Below are 23,066 nucleotides of genomic sequence, written 5' to 3'. Positions count from 1 at the left end.
TATAAGCAGGAGTTTTATTTGATAGTCATGTCAGATCTCGCAGGTTGTTAACTCAATTTATGTGTAAATTACTACGGAGCCCATTAACCGTGGTGAAAGCAATTACCGGTATGTAATGCCGGATGTTTACAGGAAGGAGTAGGGCGTTTGCAAAATTGTAAGAAAATAAAAGTATTGGTTGTAGACGACTCATTTTTCTTCCGGGAAATACTGGTTCGGGGAATATCCAGCGATCCGGCTTTGGAAGTAGTAGCTGCAGCCTCGAACCCTTTTACCGCTCGGGATAAAATTTTGCAATATGAACCTGATGTCATGACGCTGGACGTGGAAATGCCCAGAATGAACGGCATAGAATTTCTGCGTAGGCTGATGCCCCAATTTCCCATCCCGGTAGTGATGATTAGCGGCTTAAGCGAAAAAGTATTCGAAGCCTTGAACGCCGGGGCGGTTGATTTTGTGTCCAAGCCGGATATGTCTAAAAATCAAAGTTGGGAAGCCATGATTAATGAATTGATAATAAAAATCAAGATAGCCTCAACGGCTAAAGTCGGACACTGGAAAAAAGATTTAAATGTTGTTAAACCAATGGGACGATTAAACCTGGGGAACACAGAAAAGATTATTGCTATTGGCGCTTCTACTGGCGGAACAGAAGCCATTTTTCAGCTGATGAAAACATTCCCGGCAGATACACCCGGTATTGTTATTGTACAACATATGCCGGCTCGGTTTACTAATATGTATGCCAAAAGGCTGCATGATTCATGTTCAATGGAAGTGAAAGAGGCGCAGAACGGGGACGAAGTGTATTCGGGCCGAGCTCTTATCGCTGCGGGTGATTATCATATGAGGATAAGAAAATCGGGAAGCAAATACAAGGTGGAATGTAAAAGCGGAGAAAAGGTTAATGGTCATTGCCCATCTGTGGATGTACTGTTTAATTCCGCAGCTGATAATGTGGGCAGCAGCGCGATAGGGATAATCCTTACCGGTATGGGAAGTGATGGCGCTAAAGGACTGTTGGCTATGCGGCAAAAGGGAGCCAGAACGATCGGCCAAAATGAAGAAACCTGTGTGGTTTATGGTATGCCCAAGGTGGCATTTGATATAGGCGCCGTCGAAAAACAACTGCCTCTGGAACTCATACCGCAATGGGTTTTTTCATTATTAAATCAAAACTAAGGGCTAATCGTTATATTCGTTATATATTGTTATATTACAGAAAAAATATAATCCCAGACATTTGCTCCGGGATTTATAAGATAACCGCGCGTCTGCGCGGTTGCTATATTTCTTATGGCAGGGGAGAGAGGTCTCGAACCCCCAGCCCTCGGTTTTGGAGACCGATGCTCTGCCAATTGAGCTACTCCCCTGAGTTTTAGGCATTCCGCATAATACCAGCGCATTTGGGCGGCTGAGACCAGAGATAGTAATTATATCGCCGCTCCAGGAGACGGAATTTGCCTGCCAAACTATTGTAGCAAAATTGCAATAGTTTAACAAGGTTATTTTAGGGTTTGGAAATAATTTAATGCCAGACAGGGTAGCCTTTTAACTGAGCATAGTAGTTGCAGCAAGATAATTCAGCAACATAACTCTCGCAGTTGAGCTATAATGCGACAACGATAATATTTCATCCTGCGGCTGCTACTCTTGAAGCGGTTTGGTATTAGGAGTATTATTTAATTTGTTACGAAATGCTTATGTTTTTGATTTGGTATATCACGAGACTGTAAGGAATAATGTTTTTAGGAGTAATAATTATATAGCAATAATAAGGGGCGGTGAAGACAATGACCCGGGTACTGGTTCTTCTGGGTGGTACTTCAGAAGAAAGAGAGGTATCTCTCAAGAGCGGTGAAGGCGTATACCAGGCGTTGCTTAGAAAGGGATTTGAAGCTGAAAAATTGGATCTTGCCGAAAATAAACTGAGTGAAATCGAAAGAATATCACCGGATGTAGTTTTTATTGCCCTGCATGGGAAGAACGGGGAAGATGGTACAGTGCAGGGGTATTTGGAACTGCTGGGTATTCCCTACACAGGTTCGGGGGTAGCATGCAGCGCTATATGTATGAATAAAATCATCAGCAAGAAGATGTTTATTTATGAAGGGCTTCCTACTCCTGACTTTGTCATACTCAGCAAAAAGGCATTTACACGTGATGGTTTGGTATTAAAATCACTTATAGAAAAATTTGGCCTTCCTCTAGTTGTAAAACCGGCCACGCAGGGTTCGAGTATCGGCACTCATATCGTAAAGCTGGAAAGCGGTTTGCAGGAGGCAGTAGAGGATGCTTTTAGACTTGATAATGAAATATTGGTGGAAAAATTTATCGATGGCGATTTGCTTACAGTGGCGGTGATAGGTAATGATGAGCTCAGGTACTGCCGGTAATAGAAATCATCTCTAAAAACGATTTCTATGATTATGAATCCAAATATACCCCGGGTATGTGCGAGCACATTATTCCGGCTCGTATAAGCCAGGATGTATGTGAAAAGGTAAAACAGATTACGGCGGCAACCTATAAAGCTATGGGATGCCGCGGCTTTTCACGCATAGATATTATTGTTGATAAACAGGGCAATCCTTTCGTACTTGAAGTCAACACGATTCCTGGTATGACTGACATGAGTCTGGTACCTGATGCCGCAAAGGCTCAAGGGATAGAATACGATGATTTGGTGGAAATGCTGATAAATTTGGCCATGGAATAAAACCTGTATATTATATTTCAAGCCCTGGTTGGATACCGGGGCTTTTTATATTGGCATTCTATTAAACAAATGTTAATCAATCTAAACAGAAGATGGGGTTTTATAAATGACAATAACCCTAAAACGCAATTAAGTATTTGCGGTTAATTTGCTATAATTGTCCTATGTTACTAAGAGGAGATGCGGAATGGATAAAATTCTGACTGACATTGAGGAAAAGGTTAATAATAAACAGCGCCTGACTCGTGAGGATGGACTGGCTCTATATGCGTGCGATGATATTCTATGGCTGGCAGGTCTGGCTCGAAGGAAAAAACATGAGGTGTCGGGCAGGAATGTTTATTTCAATGTAAACCGCCATATCAATCTAAGTAATATCTGTGTATCTCGCTGTGAATTCTGTGCCTTTGGAGTTGATGAAAACGGATCGGGAGACCCCTATGTAATGAACGCAGAAGAGGCTTTTGCTTATGGGGCCGAGGCGGTTGATTACGGAATAACGGAGTTTCATATCGTTAGTTCCCTTCATCCTACTATGCCATTTTCATATTACGTGGATATAGTACGTAAATTCCATGAGGAATTCCCCCAGATTCATATTCAAGGTTTTACGGCGGTAGAGATATTCTACTTTACACAGATTAGCGGTCTCAGCATCCGTGAAGTGCTTTCGACACTAAAAGCAGCCGGTTTGGGTTCCCTGCCTGGCGGAGGCGCGGAAATACTAAATGACAAAATACGCAGCCAATTATGTCCGCGCAAGGCCAATAGTGATGAATGGCTGCAAGTTCACCTGACTGCTCATGAATTAGGCATCAAAACAAACTGTACCATGCTGTTTGGTCATATAGAAACCCTGGAAGATCGTATTGATCATCTTATTAAGCTGCGCGAATTGCAAGATACGGCTCCGGGTTTTCAATCATTCATTCCCTTGCCTTTCCTGCCGGAAAACACTAATTTGGCTCACATGAAAAGAACCAGCGCTATTGATGATTTAAAGACACTGGCTATTTCCCGTTTAATGCTGGACAATATTGATCATATTAAAGCCTTCTGGATAATGCTTGGACTGCCCATTGCGCAATTAGCTCTGGATTTTGGGGCCGATGATATTGACGGCACGGTAATCGAGGAAAGGATTATGCACGCAGCCGGAGCCCAGACTCAGAAAGGAATCACCAAGGAAGAAATAGTAGCTCTTATCAAGGAATCCGGCTATATACCCACTGAAAGAGATACGCTTTATAATGTGATTAGGACATATTAGACAGATACAGACAGCTGCACAGATAGCCAAGAAATCTGATATGTCGTGGCGAGGGGAAGAATACATCGCTATGCTCGCAACCACATAAAAGAGGGCTGGCAATGACAACCCGTTTGCTGCCTATAACTGGTCAGCTGGAAAATCTGAGCAAAAATAATTATTTAAAGGAGACAGACCATGCGGCCCAGAGTTGGACATATTCAGTTTATTAATTGTTTTCCATTGTTCTATGGTTTGATAGAAAAGAAATTCCTGCTGGAAATTGATCTCATCAAGGGCAATCCTACCGACCTGAACCGGATGCTGCGGCAAAACCTGCTAGATTTGGCGCCAGTGCCGTCTATTGCTTATGCCAGAAGTTATCAAGATTACGTGTTGATGCCGGATATTTCTATCAGTGCAGATGGAGAAGTTAAAAGCATCTACCTCTTTTCCAAATTACCTATTGAAGACCTGCACCAAAAAAAGATTGCCTTGACGAACATATCTGCCACTTCTAAAGCCTTGCTGCGCATCATCATGTCGCGTTTTTACAAAATAGTACCAGAATACTTTAATTCTGCCCCCGAATTGCGTGCCATGCTGATGGAAGCCGATGCGGCGCTGTTAATTGGGGATGATGCTCTCAGGGCCAGGTATAAAAATGAAGACCGCCTGCATATTTACGACCTGGGTCAGGTTTGGAAAGAATTTACGGGTTTGCCCATGGTATTTGCGGTTTGGGCTATTCGAAAAGAATGGGCGGTCAATCATATGGAAGAACTTAGAATGATTAGGCAGACATTTGTGGATTCCATACAATTCAGCCTCGACAATATTGAGGACGTAGCCCGTAAAGCATCCCAGTGGGAGGATTTCGGGGCAGATTATCTGGTCGATTATTTCCGCCATTTGAGTTTTGATTTTGACCAGCGCAAACAGGACGGTCTCTTAGAATATTATAAACAGGCTGAAAATCAAGGCATTATTGATGAGGTTCCGCCCCTGCAAGTATTGGAACTATAGAATAGGGAGGACGCATTGCGTTACGAAGATATACTGCAGCGGATAATCAATGGTCAACGCATGAGTGAAACCGAGTTTATCCAACTTTATTTGGAAGCTGACATTTTGGCCCTGGGCAGGGCGGCGAATCTGATCAGAGAACAACGGTTTTCCAATAACATAGCCACTTTTGTCATTGACCGCAATATAAACTACACGAATATTTGTTCATGTAAATGCAAGTTCTGCGCCTTCTACCGTTCCAGAGAAGATGCTGACGCTTATGTGCTGGATAAAGAGAGCATGTTTGCAAAGATAGAAGAAGCGCTGCAACTGGGAGCATCCCAGCTGATGATCCAGGGCGGCTTGAATGAAGACCTCAAGATTGATTACTTTATAGAAATGTTCAGCAGCATAAAGGCCAGGTTCGATATATGTATCCATTCATTGACCGCACCCGAAATCGTTAATATAGCCAAAATATCAAGTTTATCTATTCGTGAAACCTTGCTGAAACTGCAGGACGCAGGGCTGGATTCCCTGCCCGGAGGCGGCGCCGAGGTTTTGCATGATGATGTGCGCAGCTACATAAGCCCCCAAAAAATCAAGGTGGCGGAATGGCTGGAAGTAATGCGAACTGCCCACCAAATTGGGATGAAAACTACTGCCACTATGATGATGGGCAGCGTTGACAAATTGGAACATCGCTTGCACCATCTTAAAGTTATTCGCGATTTACAGGATGAAACAGGGGGATTCAGGGCATTTATTCCTTGGACTTATCAGCCCAGAAATAATGAATTATTAGGCACTAAGATTTCTTCCCTGGAATACTTAAGGTTTTTATCGCTGGCACGTTTGTATCTGGATAATTTTGATCATATACAGTGTTCATGGCTTACTCAGGGTAAAGCCATCGGTCAGCTTTCGTTATTATTTGGTGGTGATGATTTGGGCAGTATTATGATCGAGGAAAATGTGGTACGGTCTGCAGGGCTGGTCTATAAAATGAGCCGCGAGGAAATGATCAGCCTGATCAGGGGTGCCGGTCGCATCCCCGCCCTGCGCGACACCGAATACGGAATTATTGAAGTGTACGGATAAATTAATCACAGATTTACACAGATTAGCAATGATTCACGTTCTTATCATTGCGTGATGCGTCAGCGACGCGGCAGTCTAAAAGCGAAGAGAAACAGCGCTTCGCTGCGTTCGTAATCACCCTTTCGGTTATGCCGCAAAATATATTAACGGCGAAAGTTGAAATCCTAAAAAGAAATCTTTGTAAATCAGTGTTATCAATGTTATCAGCGGCTACTATCTTTCAGGGGGACTGGTTATGGAAATTCCACGTTGCGACTTTGCTTTTATTGGCGGGTCGAGCACCTTAAGTCTGGATATTACAAAAGACCTGGGTTTGGACTGGGTTAAGACCGAGAAGGCAGGAATGATCTTTCAAACCCCTTTTGGCGACAGCCCAGAATTTATATTGCTTAGTTTAGAAACAGAAGCAGAGCCGCGAAAAATCCTGACCTGTCGAATGCATGGCTGGCGCAGGGGTGTAAGCCGGGCCGATGCTTCCCGCCAGGTTTTCTGGGTATTGCAGTCAGCAGGAGTGAAAAAAATAATCGCCGAAGGCGGGGTTGGAGCTATTAACCACTTGCTCAGACCCCGTGATTTAGTTATACCACATGATTATATTGATGTATCCATGCGCAAAGATGTGGGTTTGGGAGAACGCTACCTGATGATCATGCGTGAAGCGCTGTGCCCGCGTATCAGAAAGATTATCCTGGATACTGCGGAAAAATATTGGAATAAGCGGGTCTTTGATCGGGGAATATATGTTAATACCGATGGCAGGCATTTTGAGAGTCCAGCTGAAGTAAATATGTTCAAGATGGCCGGAGGAGATCTGGTGGGGCAGAGTCTTTGTCCCGAGGTTTATCTGGCTCGGGAAATTGGAGCTTGCTATGCTGGACTATATATGGTGGTAAATTATGCCGAAGGCATAGTAAGTCCCTGGCAACATGAAGAGTTGACTGATATATTTAATAATGAAGCGCTTAATATGGCCAGCTTAATTATGGAGTGCCTGAGAATATTGCCAGCTGAGGGAATTTGTACTTGCCAGGAACTGCGTAAAGATACACTATTAAAGAAAGTATACGAATAGTGGGGGTGCCTGCATGGCGAAGGAACAAAAGAGTAATCGAGGCCTGGCCAGGATAGCAATAATTATAATTGTATTAAGCATATTATCGGTTTTGGTAGGGTTATATACTGAATGGTTATGGTTTGATTCCTTAAACTACGGGCAGATATTCACTACCATCATATTTAATAAAGTAGGATTATACCTTCTGATATTTGTAGTTACCTTTATAATCTTCTATATCAACCTCAATTTGACCCGCAGGCATCACGCCCAAAAGGACGAACGTCCGGCTGAAACCGAAGAAGGCCGGGAAATAATATACCTGGAAGAAGAAAGAACACCCTGGCGCAGCTTTATGCAGGGACGTAACTCCACCCTGGTTTTCCTGGGAATTAGTCTATTAGCCGCTTTAATTCTGAGTTCTGCGGCAGCTGATAAATGGATTGTAGTTCAGCAGTATTTCAATCGGGTAACCACCGGAATCATCGACCCCATTTTCAACAAGAATCTATCCTTCTATTTCTTTAATTTATCTTTCTACCATTTTATATACGATACTCTAATGTCTTTATTACTCTTATTAACGGTTGCAGTGGTGGTAGTATATCTTATTGATGCTTCACTGGAGGTTTTTTCGGGGAGTGGAATCAGTTCTCCTTCGCCAAGGGTCATGTGCTTTACTGATAACCGCCATACTGGGGCTTAAAGCCTGGGGATATAAACTGGCGGCTTACGATATTCTGTTTTCGTCATCTGGTCTAGTCTATGGCGCAACCTATTCAGATATTTACGGCCGTCTTCTTGCCTATAAGGTTCTTATGGCAGTGTCACTGCTGGTAGCTTTGATTGTTCTGGCTAATCTGTTTATTAAACGCTTGAGTTGGATCTTGATCAGCCTGGGCGCCTGGCTGGTTTTGGCAGTGGTTTTAAACGGATTTTACCCGGCTATACTGCAAAAACTGGTTGTGCAGCCTAACGAATTCAATAAGGAAAAGCCTTACATTGAAAATGCCATCAAGTTTACCCGCCAGGCTTATGCTCTCGATAAGGCTGAAACGCGCCATTTTAATATCGATTACTCGCTTGATATAACCAGCGCCAGAAACCAGGACACGGTGCAAAACATCCGTTTATGGGATTGGGAACCTCTCCGGACTACTTATAAAAACCTGCAGGAATTAAGACCGTACTATGTATTTGAAGATGTTGATATTGACCGCTATAACATTGAGGGACGTTATCGTCAGGTTATGTTATCCGCTCGAGAGATAGACCAGGATGGTTTGCCTGCAACAGCTCGAACCTGGATAAATGAGAAATTGATGTATACCCACGGTTATGGCATTGTAGCCAGTCCGGTAACCGAAGTCGCGGAAGAAGGGTTTCCGCAATACTATATAAAAGACATACCCCCGCGGTTTTCCGCTGATCTGAAAGTAACCCGTCCGGAAATTTACTTTGGAGAGGTTGCTAATTCTTATGTTTTCGTAAATACCGCTCAAAAGGAATTTAATTATCCGCTGGGAGATAAGAATGTTTACAGCTTTTATAAAGGCAAAAACGGTATAAAAATCGATTCGTTCGGGCGGCGTTTGTTGTTAGCCTGGGCATTAAAAGACTATAAGATGTTGCTTTCCTCAGATTTAAACAACAGCAGTCAGGTTTTAATGTTCAGAAACATTACGAAACGTGCGCAGAAAATTGCTCCCTATCTTAGTTATGATGGTGATCCTTATATCGTAATCAGCCCGGAAGGCAGGCTGTTCTGGATGCTGGACGCCTATACCGTGACCGATAAATATCCTTACTCGCAGCCATTTGATGACTATGGCAACAACTATCTGCGCAATGCTGTGAAGATTACCTGCGATGCTTATACCGGCGAAATGAATTTCTATATAGCTGATAACAGTGATCCGATCATAAAAAGCTACGAAAAAATATTCCCTGGCTTTTTCCACCCCTTGAGCGGAATGCCTGAAGGGCTGCGCTCTCATATTCGCTACCCTGAAGATATGTACAAGGTTCAAACCGATATTTATAAAACCTACCATATGACAGATCCATATGTATTCTATAACAAAGAAGACCCGTGGTTGACGCCTGTGGAGGTTGTGGGCAAGGACAGGAAAGAAGTTGAGCCCTATTACATTGTCACGCGTCTTCCTGGCTCGGATAAATCCGAATACGTATTAATGCTGCCCTTTACACCTAAAAACCGGCCTAACATGATTGCCTGGATGTGCGCGCGTATGGATGGAAACAACTATGGTAAATTGCTGGTATATGATTTCCCCAAGCAGGAAACCATATACGGGCCTGAACAGGTCGAAGCCCGCATTAATCAGAACACTGAAATCTCGCAACAGCTAAGTCTTTGGGATCAACGCGGGTCCAGGGTATATCGCGGCAATCTGCTGGTCATTCCTATGGATAATTCTATATTATATATTGAACCTTTGTACCTGCAGGCTGAAAACAGCAGACTGCCGGAACTAAAACGGGTTATTGCCGGGTTCGGTAATGAAATCGTCATGGAAACAACCTTGGACCGCGCCTTACAAAGATTGTTCCAATCAGGCTCTCCTATTACTGCTGGACAGGGTAATTTAAATGTTCCTGAAGGGGTGGAAGCAGGTACAGAAACCGTAAATGAACTCATAAAACTGGCCCGGCAGTATTATGATCAGGCTAACCAGCGTTTGAAAGTAGGAGACTGGTCAGGCTATGGAGAGAACATTTCAAAATTGGATGATGTTATAAGGAGGTTGGAAGAAGCTCGTTAATGGCTTGTGTTTTTAGAGAGAAAAAATAAAGACTATGTAGAGATATGCTTTGTTTTTGGGGGAGAGGTTAATGCTGCGGAAAATTACTGATAAAATCAGCATGGTTATCAGCGAAACAGGCTTTACCTACTGCAATTGTATTTATATCAATGATGATATACGAGCCATTATAGATACGGGGGCAAACCCCAGGTCTTTGGCCGAAATCAATCCTGAACAGGTGGATATGGTTCTAAATACCCACCATCATTATGACCATACCCGAGGAAATGCTCTTTTTTGCAATGCCAGGTTTTACATACATCCCTTTGATGCCCCTGCCCTGGCAAGTCCGGAGGCTTTTATTCACTACAATTCCATAGATATGTGGATGGATATTATGCCCGGTGATGAATTTGTACAAGCCGGAAATATGCTGGGACTGAGCGCGGAAAGCATGGATCATCTCGGTGATATAGACGGTACATTAAAAGATGGAGAAATAATAGATTTCGGCTCCACCAAAGCGTTAGTTATGCATACTCCAGGTCATTCCGCCGGGCACTGTGTCTTTTTCTTTCCTGAAGAAGAACTGCTGTTTGCCGGTGACGTGTGCCTGACCAAAGCTGGACCATGGTATGGAGAAATTTATGCTAATCCTGATCAAATGATAGATTCAATTGATAGGATTATTGAACTTAATCCGCCTCGTCTGACATCTTGTCACGTAAATAAAATATATAATGACACGGCGCCGCGTCTTACCGAGTATAAAAATCGCATCTTCCGGCGCGATGAACGTATTTATGAATTTTTAAAAAACAAACCCGCTACTATACATGATATGGCTGAACACCACCTCATATATATCCAGCATCCTACGCCTTTTGTGGTATTCTGGGAAAAACTGATGCTGATCAAACACCTGGAAAGACTTCAGAAGGTTGGACGCGTATACGAAGCAGAACCTGGTCTTTACTACAGTGTATGAATATTGGACGTGGAAAACGCCAGATTTTTATCAACGCCAATTTTAGGAGCAGTGAATATGAGCGATAGTAAAAGTAAACTTAGGATCGTTTGCCTGGGGGATAGTATTACTTATGGTTTTCCCTGGGGTCCAGAAGCATCATGGGTTAAAATGCTTGGTCAAGCATTAGACGCCGAGATTATTAACAAAGGTATAAATGGCAATACCACATGGGATATGATGAACCGCTTCGACAGGGCAGTGTTAAAGTATAATCCCACTCATGTAATTATAATGGGGGGAATCAATGATGTTATATGCGGAGAGTCTTTTGACCGCATCACCTATAACCTTAGGATTATGGTGAATAAAGCCCTGGATGCAGGTATAAAAGTGGTTTTAGGACTGCCAACCGCAATAGACAATGAATACTGGGAAAAAATGGTACATAGAATTCGTACCTGGATGCGGGAACTAGCAGCGGAAAAAGGTATTCCGATAATTGATTTTGCGGCAGCCTTTTTCGACGCCAACGGAAATATAAAAAAAGAACTGCTTCTGGCTGATGGGGGCCATCCTGATATCGAAGGCTACCAGGAAATGTTTAAGCAAATTGATCTAAGCATTTTTCAGACATAGACACTTGTGACTGACAAAACTTTTCACTTTGCAGGAGCATGACAGGGAACGGATGTCTTGTCATGTGTCAAAATGCACCATGACACGTTTCAATCCTTGGCCGGTACTACATTTAATATCTGTTCATCATCACATACAGGAGAAAAGACTTTAACCCGGGCTATATTCATGGTTTTGGCATCACTGTAGCGCGCTACTAACGAGGCCGCCCATTCAAGATTGCTGGTATTCATCGCTCCAAAAGGCCTAATTAATCCCAATGGACCGGGACGATCCGCAACCTTTAATAAGGTATCACTATCCAGAGTGTTTTCTTGGATACGTTCGTTTTCACTATGGTTTCTGCCTATTACCAGCAGCAGATTATCACGGTAAAAATGCCTGCCATATTTGAGTATTTCCAATTCCTGCCGTCCTGGTTTCCCGCAAACCTGCAGATATTGTCTGAGACGCCCGCTGTAATTGGCATCAGTAAGCAAACATCCTCCCGCAGGTGACGGATAGTCTGTTATCCCATATTGTTCTGCCAGCTCCATCTGTCGGCCTCGTCCTCGTCCGCTTAAATCAAGCAGCATCTCACGGTCGATCCAGCCTTGCAGTTCAGGTTCAGTAGCAGGAAGCAATTTTCCTGAAAGAGGTCTTACTATGTACCCCCGGTAGCCCGAAATTTTCTCCACGGCATTCATGGAAGATTTGTTCTGACTCATTGGTCTTTGTCCTAGGACCTCGCCGGTAATAAGAAATGAGGCTCCGAAAGTCGGCATCATATCTCCGGCCTTTTTCAACATAAAACCATGGCAGTCAATGCAGGGATTCATATTCTTGCCATAACCATAGACGGGATTTTTTAAAACCCCGGGAATATATTCCTCACTAATATCTATGTTATAGAATTCCACCCCCAGGGCTTGGGCTGCCTTACGAGTCCGATCACTGGCGCCAAAAAAAGGGGTCACAAAATTTATTGCTATCACATCTATGTTCTGTTCCTTAATTACACAAACCGCTAGCTGTGAATCAAGTCCTCCCGAAAAAAGCTTATCGCCTTCATTTTTATCCCTCTCTTTCAACTGCTTCAGAAATTCCTCGTCACTGATCACGTCTATGCCATGTTTTTTTAGTAAGGCTGCAGTTACCCCATCACCTTCACGCAGGGTAGAGCTGAATGTGCCGTCATATACCAGACCACAGCCGCATGAAGGACTGCGGTCGCGCAAAACGGCAGCTTTTAAGCCTTCTCTTAAAGCTATCTCCAGACTTAACTCGGCTCCATGGATAAATTCCTGGCTAACATCCTGTCCTTCTTTATTTATTACCCTGGCATTGCCATTTAAAACATCCTCACCCGTGCCTTTGCATATTTCACTTGGGCTTCTGGGGATGGGCAGCCCGCCAAGCTGTTCAGGACATATCAGCAGCAATTCGCCTTTTTGCATTAATTCCACAAACAAGGGATGGCGGTTGTTGCCGCCATTATATTTACAGTTTATTCCGCACAGACACGCGCTGACAAGAAGCATGGCTATACCTCTCTGTTTAAAGCCCATAATTCGTATTTATATTAGCAAAGAATGAACTGTTTTCATATGATATCATACAAATTTATTATGCCAGGAGAACCGCCAATGTATGATTTCCCCATGGTGAATATACGAAGCAATGTTAATATCGATGCTGATTATGTTTACTTCAGCTATGATTTAGCTGAGATCCTGGATATAGAAAAGATGGAAAGTATAAAAATTTTTGTGGGAAAACATCACCGTAAAATGAAAGCCCGGGTATCAGATAACGCCAGGAATCAATTTGTCATAACCATGAATCCTGCTGCTATTACCAGGTTATTTCTGCATAGCGGCAGGAATTATGGAATGCAAAATGATTGCGAAGGGCTTCGTCTGGGTCCGGTAGTTGGAATAATGGTTGATCACCGGAAAAATGCGGAGCGGCCTTTCGGGAATCAAACCGGTTTTATGGCCCAGCTTTTGGCCAGCGCACGTAAATTTGGTGAAATAGCCTACGTTTTTAGTCCTTCAGGTATTAACTGGCATAATCTAAATATTACTGGCTTCAGTCATAGTAAGAATGGATGGATCAAAGGGATTTTTCCCATACCAAATGTAGTATATGTACGCGGGCAGTTTCATTCACCTGTCAGAACAACAGTTCGAAAGAAGCTGGAATCTCAAGGTGTTCAATTTATAAATGCCGGAATGGGGGGGAAGTGGCAAACCCATAGAATACTAGAACGTAACGCTGAATTTTCACAATATTTGCCTGAAACCAGACTGGTCAACAGTTTTCGCCAGATAGAGAATATGCTCTCCAGATACCGGGCGATATACTTGAAACCCGTTAATGGGGCTCAAGGTAAAAATATTATAAAAGTAAGCCGAAAAGGCAACGGAGCGGGGTATGAATACCTGCAGTCCAACAAAAATAACCATGTAAAACACCAGGTGTCAACAATCGGCGCTCTCCAGTCCAGTTTACGCCCATTGATGGGTAATAGGCTCTATATAGTACAAAATCAAATAGACTTGATTCGCAGTGATGGCAACATAATTGATGTGAGGGTTATGGTGCAAAAAGACCATAGCGGCGCATGGGGAACCACGGGTATGGCCTGCCGGGTTGGGAGAACCGGATCCATTACCAGTAACATTTCTGGGGGAGGATATGGGCGAGAGGTTCTGGAAATGTTGGCGGTCTGTTTCAACGATTATGAAAAAGCCGCCCTCATACAGCGCAATATCAGTGAGGTTTCTCTTATGGCGGCACGTCTTTTGGAGGCTGCTTTGGGACGCTGCGGTGAGATGGGAATAGACATCGGTGTTGATAAGTACGGCAAGGCTTGGTTTATTGAGGCCAACCCCAGACCGGCCCGGCATGTATTCAGCCTGATTGGGGACAAAGAAACCCGTCAGTTATCTATTGATAAACCAATGCTGTACAGCCGCTACCTGGCAGGTTTCTCCAACAGCGGCCAATAATAATCCGGTCATAAATAATTAAACTGAGGTGTTGCTATTCAATGGAAACTATCGGAAAGATATCGGTATCCAGTGCTCTGGCCCAAAAACTAGGTTTACCATACGAAAGATATATACACGTGAGGGTTGGCAGCGTAATAGTAAATACTCAGCTGCTAATCCATGATATGGAGAAGAGTTTATATATAGTATCACCTGAACTGGCTGAAGCCCTGTATATAAAAAAAGGCAAGACATTAAAAATTCGTTATGATCACTACCACCAGCACATCCATCTTGGACCTACCATAGGCATTTTGTCTACCTTTGTTCCTAATCGGGAGGAATTCGATCCTACAAGCGTTCAGGCCGATATAATATTTCTCAGCAATACCGGCAAAACCATGCCCGGACAGGTGTATATATTCACACCCGACGGGATAAACTGGTCTAACCTTACCACCCGTGGCTATGTATATAAACAAACCAGTCCTGACCGCGGAGTATGGGTATCTGCTGTCTATCCTTTGCCTGATGTAGTCTATGACCGGGTATCCACCAGAGTCAGCGAGGCCAAAAACCGGATAAAAAGCACCAAACAAAAACTATGCGCCCTGCCGCATTTGAAATATTTCAATCCTTACTTCTTGAACAAGTGGAAGGTGCATCAGATGCTGAACAGTAATATTCGCTTGCACGATTATTTGCCTGAAACCAGAGAGCTGACAACGGATAATTTAGATGACATGCTTCATAAGTACAAAAGCGTTTTTATAAAACCTAGCAACGGCAGTCTGGGTTTAGGAATATATAAGGCCAGCCTGGGTGAAAACAAAAGTGTGCATTATGTGCTGCATCTAAAGAAACGTTTTAGAAGCCAGGCAGACAATGCGGCAGACTTTATGAAGAAAACCAGGAAACAAAGAGCAGACAAACCCTATATTGTACAGCAGGGACTTAATCTGGCTACTTATCGTGGGTCTCCCTTTGACCTGCGCATCATATATCAAAAAGACGGCAAAGGTGAATGGCAAATCAGCAAGAAATTTGTGCGGGTAGCGCCTGTAGGCAGCAGCATTTCAAATCTGTATAGCGGCGGCAGGGCGGAAACCAGCAAAAGGGTTTTTCGCTACTTGTATCAACGCAAAGATATTATTGAAGAAAAAAATCACTTGATTAAGAACCTATGTCACATGGTAGCCACGACCCTGGAGAAAACCAGCGGCAGTATATTCGGTGAACTGGGACTGGATATTGGCATCGATAAAAACGGAAACCCCTATTTAATTGAAGTAAACTCCAAACCGCGCAAAACAACCGAAACGGAGTTTTCACGCGGGGTTATGCGTAATACCTTTAAACGTCCTCTCGAATATGGCGTCTTCCTGGCGGGGTTTTGAAACAGCCGCAGATAGTAAGCCATACATTACAAGTTTGCAGGAATACGGAAGCATATGCCGAAAATAAATATATGTATTGCAAGGTGGGGAATCCCACCTTGTTATTTCGCGCTGGTATGTAAATAATATTATAAATGGCTGATTAAATGATCACGGAGGTAAGATAGATGAAGGAAATAAATCAAATTGGACTGATAACCGGAGGCGGTGATTGTCCCGGTCTTAACTCGGTAATCAGAGCAGTAACAAAATCGGCTATTTTAAATTACGGACTGGAGGTAATTGGATTTCTTGATGGCTTCAAAGGCCTGGTGGAAGACAACTATATACAGCTTGACCTGCGGCGGGTTTCCGGTATAAGTCACATCGGCGGCACTATATTGGGTACAACCAACCGCGACAACCCGTTCAACTATTATACCGATATAGCCGGACAGCCCCAGTCCAGCGATCAATCAGAACGCGCCATGAATAATATGAGGAATCTTGGTTTGGATGGATTAATCGTAATAGGCGGTGACGGCAGTCTGCACATTGCCAATCAGTTTGCACAAAAAGGGGTAAAAGTCGTAGGAGTGCCTAAAACAATAGATAATGATCTGGCGGCTACAGATGTTACTTTTGGTTTTAATACCGCTGTAGATACCGCTTCCGATGCCCTGGACAAACTTCACACCACAGCCGAGTCCCATCACCGGGTTATGATCCTCGAAGTAATGGGACGTTATGCCGGTTGGATAGCTTTACATGCCGGTTTATCAGGGAGCGCCGATGTCATATTAATACCAGAAATACCCTATAACATTGATGCGGTGGTGGCAAAGATTACCCAAAGATACCGCCAGGGTAAAAAGTTCAGTATTATAGTAGTTGCTGAAGGGGCAGCGCCTGAAAATGGTGAAATGGTGGTACAAAACCTGGTGCCTACCAGTCATGACCCAATTCGTTTGGGAGGTATAGGACAAAAAGTAGCCGAAGAGATCGGCGGCCGGTTAAGTCAAATTGAGATTAGGGTAACGGTGCTGGGACATCTGCAGCGAGGCGGTTCACCAATTCCTTATGACCGGATACTGGCTACTCGCTATGGAGTAGCGGCAGTGGATGCTCTCATGGCAGGAAAATATGGCACTATGGTAAGCCTGCGCGGCAACGAAATAATAAACGTACCTATTGTGGAGGCCATAAAAGACCTGCGCAAAGTAGACCCTAATGGTTCCATGATTAGAGTAGCCAGGTCTGTGGGAGTAAGTTTTGGCGACAGATAAAATAGAATAAAGTTTTAATGGGTATTTTGGGTCAAGTAGGGAAGGTTGGTTTTTATGATCGTCAGTGAAATTATGCGGCGGGATGTGTGCGCGTTTAATATTAATGACAGCCTGCAGCGGGTTTGTTACCTTATTGAAAAGCATAGACTCTACGGAGCTCCAGTGGTGGATGATAATAGAATATTACGGGGTTTATTTACCCGGCCCCATCTTATCAGAGCCCTGCTAAAACAGCATCTGTTTAGTACACCGGTAGGAGAATTAATGCAGACTAATATCGTAACCATTGAACCTGACCGTGATCTTTCCGAAGCTATAAAGCTTTTTGTTGATACCGGTTACCATCATTATCCGGTTATTAACGATGAGGGGGTTTTAATCGGATTGGTTCTGGCCACCGACTTATTGAACGCCCTGTCCAAGGAATGCTACAAGCTGTACGGAGTATATAACTTCGACAGCCGCGGCAACGCAATGATTGGTATTGACGAAAAGGGTTACATTTCTTCTGTCAGTAAAACAGCACATGAAATATTAGGTGATGAAATTGAAATCATCCTGGGCAAACATGTCATAGAAACCGTACCCTTGATGGAGAACCTGGGGCGTGAACTTTTATCAGACGCGCGCCGCGCTCAGGAAGTTTCGCGTCAGCTTGGTATAGCTCAAAAGAGAATTGAATACTACCGCACTGAATTAGAGACTATCCGCGACAGTAAATACACCTTTAACGAGATTATCGGCATGTCGCCTCAGATGAAACAGCTGAGAAATACCGCTTCTCGGGCGGCCAAAACCTCCTCCACGGTTCTGATTCAAGGCGAAAGCGGCACCGGAAAGGAATTGCTGGCCCATGCTATTCATAATGCCAGTCCCCGCTGTAAGGAACCTTTGATTAAAGTAAACTGCGCTGCTATTCCCGAATCCCTAATAGAATCCGAACTTTTTGGTTATTGCGAAGGGGCTTTTACAGGAGCTGATAAAGCCGGAAAACCAGGAAAATTTGAACTTGCTGACGGCGGCTCCATATTTCTCGATGAAGTAGGCGACCTGCACATGAATGTTCAGGCTAAACTGCTCAGAGTATTGCAAGAGTTTGAATTCGAACGGCTGGGCGGAACCAAAACCATCAAAGTTGATGTAAGGGTTATCGCCGCGACCAACCAGGACTTGATGGAACTGGTCAAAAGGGGTAAATTCAGAGAGGACCTTTACTACCGTTTGAATGTAGTGACCATAAACACGCCGCCGCTGAGAGAACGCAAAGAAGATATAGCCTATATGACTGATTACCTTATTGAAAAAATATCGTCCAGATTGGGTATCAGGGTAGGGGGTATCAGCGATGAAGCCAGGCGATTACTGATAAATTACAATTTTCCCGGGAACGTGCGGGAACTGGAAAACATATTAGAACGAGCTATCAACTTCCTGGGAGAGGATATGGGTATTATTAAGGCGGAACACTTGTCATTGTACAATAGTATATCAGTTCGGGATAATATCATGGAAAGCACCCATAGTGGTTTTGAGAATGTCAGTTTGGCGGAAATGGTCTCTATGGCCGAAAAAAGCGCCATAATAGAGGCATTGGAACGCTCAAATGGCAACCGTAACGAGGCTGCTCGTCTGCTTAAAATACACCGTTCACTATTATACAAAAAACTTAGCAAGCACCAGATTAATTGAGTCCGGGAAGGGGATTGATTGTGGAGAAGATTGCAGTTCTGGGAGCAGGGATTATGGGTGCAGGGATTGCCCAGGAAGCAGCTCAGGCAGGATACCTGGTTATACTGCGCGACCTGCAGATGAGCCTGGTTAAAGATGGCCTGGACTCCATAGATGCAAGTCTTGAAAAATCTGTTCAAAACGGGGTCATAGAACAAGATGAAAAGAATCGCATTCTGGGGCGTATTCATGGAACTACAGATCTGGCCGAAGTAAGAGAGGTAGATTTAGTTCTGGAAGCGGTGGTAGAAAACATGGCGGTTAAGAGGCAAATATTTGCCGAATTAGACAGTATATGTCCGTCACATACCATCCTGGCTACCAACACTTCATCATTGTCAATAAGTGAAATAGCCGCCGCTACCCATCGGCGTGACAAGGTTATCGGCATGCATTTCTTTTATCCCGTTCCGTCAACTCGACTGGTAGAACTGGTTAAAGGTATGGACACTTCGGATAATACTCTCGAATTAGCCAGCGAATTTGCCGATCGCATGAGCAAACAAAGCGTGGTAGTAAAAAGAGAAAGCCCGGGTTTTATAGTAAACCGCATTTTAATGTGTTATATAAATGAAGCTATCCATGTCCTGGGTGATGGAATGGCCGGCCGCGATGATATTGATATGGCAATGAAATTGGGAGCCGGCATGAAATATGGACCTCTGGAAATAGCAGATTTTTTCGGATTGGATACCCTATATTCCATTATAGATGTGTTCTGCAGCGAATTCAGAGATTCTAAGTATCGTCCCCACCCGCTGTTTACCACCATGATTCGTGCCGGGTATTTTGGCAAAAAGAGCGGGCGCGGTTTCTATGAATATAATTATTAATAATTTGGGGGGAGTATAAGAATGGAATTTAAATTAGAAAAAACACGCGGAATCCTTACTGCTTTAATTGGGGGGGCGCTGATCTTTGGATTTAGCTTCTGGGGAATCAATTTCTCACTGCAAGACGCTCAGTTTCACACTCTAAAACTTATGCTCTTAATCCCCGCCTATCTGTTCCTGTTAATTTTCGGTTATATCTTTTTAAGCTCCCTAAACATGGGATACCGCATCGATGATGACGGGCTGCATATAAATTGGGGAATTAGAAAAATAAATATTCCTTGGAACGATATAGAAGAGCTAATTGATGTTCAGGGTCAGAGCAATCTATATTCCATTTTCGGAGCCAGTTGGCCGGGTTATATGGTAGGACTTTATATGGCCAAAGGCGTTGGTTCAATTAGAATGTACGCTGCGAATCCCTGGCAGGGATTTATTTATGTTAAGAGCAGTAAAGGGTTTTATGGACTAACCCCCAAGAAAGATGACTACCAGAAGATGCTTGATATGATATCAAATAAATCGGGCAAAGAGGTTAAATTATTGAATATGGATAAAATGGACCCGAAATTAAGGGGGAGAATATGTACGAAGATGATTTCTACCGCATCATTTACCGGCTGAACCTGGCCTTCCTGACTATCTTTGCCCTGTATCTGGCCGTATTTTTTCCTGGTTCGGGCGCGCCGCCCTTTACTGTTTTGCTGCTGGTTCTGGCTGTGGCACTATTTTTCTTTAATATGGGGAACGCAGGACGGTTGTTTCAATTCAGCGCTACCGGTGCACATATACTATTGGTCATAGGTATAGCGGTAACAGGAATTTTCATGATTCTGGCTTTATCTGAGATTCATTTGAAGTGAAGATAAGGAAATAGCCACAGATTTACACAGATAGTCAGTGGTTTTTTGAAATACGATATTAAGGTTATCAATAATAAAGATTATGTTAACTAACGTATCTTGCCTATAGTCAATTATAAAGAAAGGAATGGGATAATTTTGCAGCTGGGAATAATAGGTATGCCTATGGTGGGTAAAACCACTATATTTGAGTTGCTGACAGAAGGCGCTTCAAAGGCTCATGCAGGAGGCGGCAAAGCTAATACAGCCATGGCGCGCATTCCTGATGAACGCATTGATTATCTATCTAAAATGTATAAACCTAAAAAGACTACTTATGCCCAGATGGAAGTAGTGGACATTCCCGGCCTATCCCCCGGAGCTGAACGCAGTTCATCAGTATTTCTGGATAACGTACGCCGGGCTGATGCTTTGCTTATGGTAATAAGGGTATTTGATAATCCCAGCGTGCCCATATTTGGTGACAGTATCAACCCTATTAAAAGTATTGAAACGATAAACTATGAATTATTATTATCCGATTTGGATTTGATTGAAAGAAGAATTGAAAGGATTAACGGAAATAAAAAGAAAAATCAGATGCAGGAAGAATTGGAGGTTCTGGAAAGACTGCAGGCAGCCCTGGAAGATGAAAAACCCTTATCCAGTGTTGAGCTGAATGATAAACAAAAAGAACTGCTGCTCAGTTATCAATTCCTAACCATAAAGCCTGTTTTGGTGTGCCTCAATATGTCTGAGGAACACATGCACAGTCACGATTTTCCGCAAAGAGATGAAGTCTTATCATATTGTAAACAACGCAATCTTCCGGTGATTGAAATGTCTGCGGCTATCGAAAGAGAGATTGCTGAATTAGATGAAGAAGAAAAACAACTGTTCCTTGAGGATATGAACATAGACGAAGCAGGGATAATAAAAATCAGCCGGTCCATGTATGAACGCTTAGGATTGATTTCCTTCTTTACCGTAGGTGAAGATGAGGTAAAAGCCTGGACGGTTGAGAAAGGCGCCATTGCCCGCCGGGCTGCTGGCAAGATACATTCAGACATAGAAAGAGGTTTTATAAGAGCTGAAGTGGTTGAATACAAGGATCTTAAAGAATTGGGTTCTATGACTGCAGTTAAGGAAAAGGGCCTGTTTAGACTTGAAGGTAAGGAATATACAGTAAAAGACGGGGATATCGTTCACTTTAGATTCAATGTTTAATTAGTAAGCAGCTACAGGCGAAGCAGTGGGACGTTCTTTTTGGTTTCTGCTATGCGGGAAGAGAAAAGAACGTCCCACTGTTGCTTTTTATTTTTACTGACACGTGCTAATACATTTACTCATATTATGGCATTAAATAAGGTTCAAAAGGAGTCTGCAAATGCCATATAATGATCCCGCTATTGAAGAAGTGCCTTCACCTCCAAAGCTTTCCTTTCCCCAGGTGGGAATAATGACCACCGGTAAACATATCAACCACGGTATACCAAGCGGCAAAAAAGCCGGATATTCAGAGAACTTACATCCCATGCTCATGCTAAAGGAATTCTACTATTTTTCTTTTATCCCGAAGATGTAGATTTGAAAAAGCGGCGCATTACAGGGTTCACGCCCACGGGAACGCGCAGTTGGGTTCGCAGCATTTATCCTTTCCCCGATATCGTTTACAACCGGGTAATGTACCGGGGAATAGAAAAACAGCAATTGGTATCGCATATATTGCAGCAGTTTATCAATGACAATAGAGTTAAATTATTTAACACCCGCTACCTGGATAAATGGGAAGTATATCAAGCTCTAAGTAAGAGTGAAAATCATCCTATAAACATGCCGGAAAGCGCTTTATTTACTAAAGAAAGCCTGCGTAAGTTCATAAATAAGTATGATGAAGTTTTTTTGAAACCACGATCAGGCAGTAAAGGCGTAGGTATAGTTAAGGTAGTAAAAAGCCATAGTGGATTCCTTTATGCACGTGCGGAAGGCAAAAACCGGACCTGGAGATACGTAAAATCATCTGAAGCTTTGTTTCCGCATTTAATGGCTTTGAAAGTCAGACCGGGCCATTATCTGATTCAAGAGGGTATAGATATGGCCAGGGATGATGATCGGGTTTTTGATATCCGCTGCCAGGTACAAAAAATGGGCAGGGTGAATGGGTTTTCACCGGAGCGGCATAAGAATAGCGGCTCGCAACCATTTCGTAACTCATATACCTAATGGAGGCCAGGCAGCCTCATATAAAGACACTATGTACAAGGTATTTAGATGGAATAAAGAAGAGTTTACTATGTTTGATAACTATTTAAAAACAACATTAATTTATGCAGCTCAAACCCTGGAGAAAGAGCTGAATTTGCAGCTTGGAATACTTTCTTTGGATGTTGCTGTTAATAAAGCTGGACAGATAGCAATACTGGAGATTAACTCCAAACCCGCTAGTTTTGACGAAGATGAAATTCGCAGCCAACATTTTCAATATCTAACCGATTATTTTCTGTATATGAGCATTAATAAC

Annotated in this window: 21 protein-coding genes, 1 tRNA gene and 2 pseudogenes; 21 read left to right on the top strand and 3 right to left on the bottom strand. The window is 43.2% G+C overall.

Annotation, left to right across the window (positions count from 1 at the left end):
* Nucleotides 1–147: 147 nt before the first annotated feature.
* Complete coding sequence (locus tag JCM14374_RS07570) at nt 148–1,182, top strand: protein-glutamate methylesterase/protein-glutamine glutaminase (protein WP_054695598.1); 1,035 nt, start codon at nt 148–150, stop codon at nt 1,180–1,182.
* 115 nt (nt 1,183–1,297) lie between these two features.
* Here JCM14374_RS07570 and JCM14374_RS07565 read toward each other — a convergent pair.
* A tRNA-Trp gene (locus JCM14374_RS07565) sits at nt 1,298–1,373 on the bottom strand.
* A 420-nt stretch (nt 1,374–1,793) separates the two neighbouring features.
* On the opposite strand from JCM14374_RS07565, the pseudogene JCM14374_RS07560 reads away from it, so the two are divergent.
* The 9 genes and pseudogenes from JCM14374_RS07560 to JCM14374_RS07525 all read left to right on the top strand — a co-directional run bounded on the left by JCM14374_RS07560 (nt 1,794) and on the right by JCM14374_RS07525 (nt 11,505).
* A pseudogene (locus JCM14374_RS07560) lies at nt 1,794–2,719 on the top strand (D-alanine--D-alanine ligase).
* A gap of 187 nt (nt 2,720–2,906) precedes the next feature.
* Complete coding sequence (gene mqnE / locus JCM14374_RS07555) at nt 2,907–3,989, top strand: aminofutalosine synthase MqnE (protein WP_054695595.1); 1,083 nt, start codon at nt 2,907–2,909, stop codon at nt 3,987–3,989.
* Nucleotides 3,990–4,166: 177 nt separating this feature from the next.
* On the top strand, nt 4,167–4,994 hold the full coding sequence (locus JCM14374_RS07550; protein ID WP_054695591.1) for a menaquinone biosynthetic enzyme MqnA/MqnD family protein: 828 nt from the start codon (nt 4,167–4,169) through the stop codon (nt 4,992–4,994).
* Nucleotides 4,995–5,009: 15 nt separating this feature from the next.
* Complete coding sequence (gene mqnC, locus JCM14374_RS07545; RefSeq protein WP_242848882.1) at nt 5,010–6,077, top strand: cyclic dehypoxanthinyl futalosine synthase; 1,068 nt, start codon at nt 5,010–5,012, stop codon at nt 6,075–6,077.
* A gap of 235 nt (nt 6,078–6,312) precedes the next feature.
* Nucleotides 6,313–7,149 (top strand): MTAP family purine nucleoside phosphorylase, encoded by an 837-nt coding sequence (locus tag JCM14374_RS07540; protein WP_054695588.1) that lies wholly within the window; start codon nt 6,313–6,315, stop codon nt 7,147–7,149.
* 13 nt (nt 7,150–7,162) lie between these two features.
* The gene (locus tag JCM14374_RS15245) at nt 7,163–7,837 is read left to right on the top strand and encodes a UPF0182 family protein (protein ID WP_278279251.1); all 675 of its coding nucleotides are present in this window, start codon (nt 7,163–7,165) and stop codon (nt 7,835–7,837) included.
* Nucleotides 7,773–9,917, top strand: coding sequence for a UPF0182 family membrane protein (locus JCM14374_RS07535; protein ID WP_278279250.1), 2,145 nt, complete (start codon nt 7,773–7,775; stop codon nt 9,915–9,917). Before JCM14374_RS15245 ends, JCM14374_RS07535 begins: the two co-directional genes overlap by 65 nt.
* A gap of 70 nt (nt 9,918–9,987) precedes the next feature.
* Nucleotides 9,988–10,887 carry an MBL fold metallo-hydrolase gene (locus JCM14374_RS07530; RefSeq protein ID WP_054695585.1) on the top strand — a complete coding sequence of 300 codons (900 nt, stop codon included), beginning with the start codon at nt 9,988–9,990 and terminating at the stop codon, nt 10,885–10,887.
* A 57-nt stretch (nt 10,888–10,944) separates the two neighbouring features.
* Entirely contained in the window at nt 10,945–11,505 is a 561-nt protein-coding gene (locus JCM14374_RS07525; protein WP_054695582.1) for an SGNH/GDSL hydrolase family protein, read from the top strand.
* Nucleotides 11,506–11,594: 89 nt separating this feature from the next.
* Here JCM14374_RS07525 and JCM14374_RS07520 read toward each other — a convergent pair whose 3' ends face one another.
* Nucleotides 11,595–12,605, bottom strand: a complete 1,011-nt coding sequence (locus JCM14374_RS07520) for a tRNA 4-thiouridine(8) synthase ThiI (RefSeq protein ID WP_278279254.1) — start codon at nt 12,603–12,605, stop codon at nt 11,595–11,597.
* Nucleotides 12,582–13,025 (bottom strand): annotated as a pseudogene (locus JCM14374_RS15955) (2-thiouracil desulfurase family protein); the annotation flags it as partial. The gene JCM14374_RS07520 and the pseudogene JCM14374_RS15955, both read right to left, overlap by 24 nt.
* A gap of 105 nt (nt 13,026–13,130) precedes the next feature.
* Here JCM14374_RS15955 and JCM14374_RS07515 point away from each other — a divergent pair.
* From JCM14374_RS07515 to JCM14374_RS07465, 11 genes are all read left to right on the top strand, one after another.
* Complete coding sequence (locus tag JCM14374_RS07515; RefSeq protein WP_054695579.1) at nt 13,131–14,498, top strand: YheC/YheD family endospore coat-associated protein; 1,368 nt, start codon at nt 13,131–13,133, stop codon at nt 14,496–14,498.
* A gap of 41 nt (nt 14,499–14,539) precedes the next feature.
* Complete coding sequence (locus tag JCM14374_RS07510) at nt 14,540–15,877, top strand: YheC/YheD family endospore coat-associated protein (RefSeq protein WP_054695576.1); 1,338 nt, start codon at nt 14,540–14,542, stop codon at nt 15,875–15,877.
* 167 nt (nt 15,878–16,044) lie between these two features.
* Nucleotides 16,045–17,142: a 6-phosphofructokinase gene (locus JCM14374_RS07505; protein WP_172674185.1), complete on the top strand. Its 1,098-nt coding sequence runs from the start codon at nt 16,045–16,047 to the stop codon at nt 17,140–17,142.
* A gap of 54 nt (nt 17,143–17,196) precedes the next feature.
* Complete coding sequence (locus JCM14374_RS07500) at nt 17,197–18,831, top strand: sigma-54-dependent Fis family transcriptional regulator (RefSeq protein WP_054695571.1); 1,635 nt, start codon at nt 17,197–17,199, stop codon at nt 18,829–18,831.
* A 20-nt stretch (nt 18,832–18,851) separates the two neighbouring features.
* On the top strand, nt 18,852–19,703 hold the full coding sequence (locus JCM14374_RS07495) for a 3-hydroxyacyl-CoA dehydrogenase family protein (protein ID WP_054695568.1): 852 nt from the start codon (nt 18,852–18,854) through the stop codon (nt 19,701–19,703).
* 21 nt (nt 19,704–19,724) lie between these two features.
* Entirely contained in the window at nt 19,725–20,327 is a 603-nt protein-coding gene (locus JCM14374_RS07490) for a PH domain-containing protein (RefSeq protein WP_054695565.1), read from the top strand.
* The gene (locus JCM14374_RS07485; RefSeq protein ID WP_054695562.1) at nt 20,288–20,566 is read left to right on the top strand and encodes a hypothetical protein; all 279 of its coding nucleotides are present in this window, start codon (nt 20,288–20,290) and stop codon (nt 20,564–20,566) included. Before JCM14374_RS07490 ends, JCM14374_RS07485 begins: the two co-directional genes overlap by 40 nt.
* Before the next feature lie 138 nt (nt 20,567–20,704).
* Complete coding sequence (gene ychF / locus JCM14374_RS07480) at nt 20,705–21,772, top strand: redox-regulated ATPase YchF (protein WP_054695559.1); 1,068 nt, start codon at nt 20,705–20,707, stop codon at nt 21,770–21,772.
* A gap of 160 nt (nt 21,773–21,932) precedes the next feature.
* Entirely contained in the window at nt 21,933–22,130 is a 198-nt protein-coding gene (locus JCM14374_RS07475) for a hypothetical protein (protein WP_054695556.1), read from the top strand.
* A 2-nt stretch (nt 22,131–22,132) separates the two neighbouring features.
* Nucleotides 22,133–22,768, top strand: coding sequence for a YheC/YheD family protein (locus tag JCM14374_RS07470; RefSeq protein ID WP_054695554.1), 636 nt, complete (start codon nt 22,133–22,135; stop codon nt 22,766–22,768).
* Nucleotides 22,704–23,066 (top strand): YheC/YheD family protein (locus tag JCM14374_RS07465; protein ID WP_157049022.1); only part of this gene is annotated, 363 nt, incomplete at its 3' end. The genes JCM14374_RS07470 and JCM14374_RS07465, both read left to right, overlap by 65 nt.

Origin of the sequence: Syntrophomonas palmitatica JCM 14374 (assembly GCF_001311885.1) — a bacterium.
Classification (GTDB): Bacteria; Bacillota; Syntrophomonadia; order Syntrophomonadales; family Syntrophomonadaceae; genus Syntrophomonas_A; species Syntrophomonas_A palmitatica.
The sequence above is the reverse complement of the archived record's forward strand: the minus strand, read 5'-3'. Positions and strand labels throughout refer to the sequence as shown.

Bases quoted from the DNA above. Each gene is read 5' to 3' on its own strand.
- mqnE (WP_054695595.1), top strand. From the start codon at position 2,907: ATGGATAAAATTCTGACTGACATTGAGGAAAAGGTTAATAATAAACAG.
- JCM14374_RS07550 (WP_054695591.1), top strand. From the start codon at position 4,167: ATGCGGCCCAGAGTTGGACATATTCAGTTTATTAATTGTTTTCCATTG.
- JCM14374_RS07540 (WP_054695588.1), top strand. From the start codon at position 6,313: ATGGAAATTCCACGTTGCGACTTTGCTTTTATTGGCGGGTCGAGCACC.
- JCM14374_RS15245 (WP_278279251.1), top strand. From the start codon at position 7,163: ATGGCGAAGGAACAAAAGAGTAATCGAGGCCTGGCCAGGATAGCAATA.
- JCM14374_RS07530 (WP_054695585.1), top strand. From the start codon at position 9,988: ATGCTGCGGAAAATTACTGATAAAATCAGCATGGTTATCAGCGAAACA.
- JCM14374_RS07525 (WP_054695582.1), top strand. From the start codon at position 10,945: ATGAGCGATAGTAAAAGTAAACTTAGGATCGTTTGCCTGGGGGATAGT.
- JCM14374_RS07515 (WP_054695579.1), top strand. From the start codon at position 13,131: ATGTATGATTTCCCCATGGTGAATATACGAAGCAATGTTAATATCGAT.
- JCM14374_RS07510 (WP_054695576.1), top strand. From the start codon at position 14,540: ATGGAAACTATCGGAAAGATATCGGTATCCAGTGCTCTGGCCCAAAAA.
- JCM14374_RS07505 (WP_172674185.1), top strand. From the start codon at position 16,045: ATGAAGGAAATAAATCAAATTGGACTGATAACCGGAGGCGGTGATTGT.
- JCM14374_RS07500 (WP_054695571.1), top strand. From the start codon at position 17,197: ATGATCGTCAGTGAAATTATGCGGCGGGATGTGTGCGCGTTTAATATT.
- JCM14374_RS07490 (WP_054695565.1), top strand. From the start codon at position 19,725: ATGGAATTTAAATTAGAAAAAACACGCGGAATCCTTACTGCTTTAATT.
- JCM14374_RS07485 (WP_054695562.1), top strand. From the start codon at position 20,288: ATGTACGAAGATGATTTCTACCGCATCATTTACCGGCTGAACCTGGCC.
- JCM14374_RS07475 (WP_054695556.1), top strand. From the start codon at position 21,933: ATGCCATATAATGATCCCGCTATTGAAGAAGTGCCTTCACCTCCAAAG.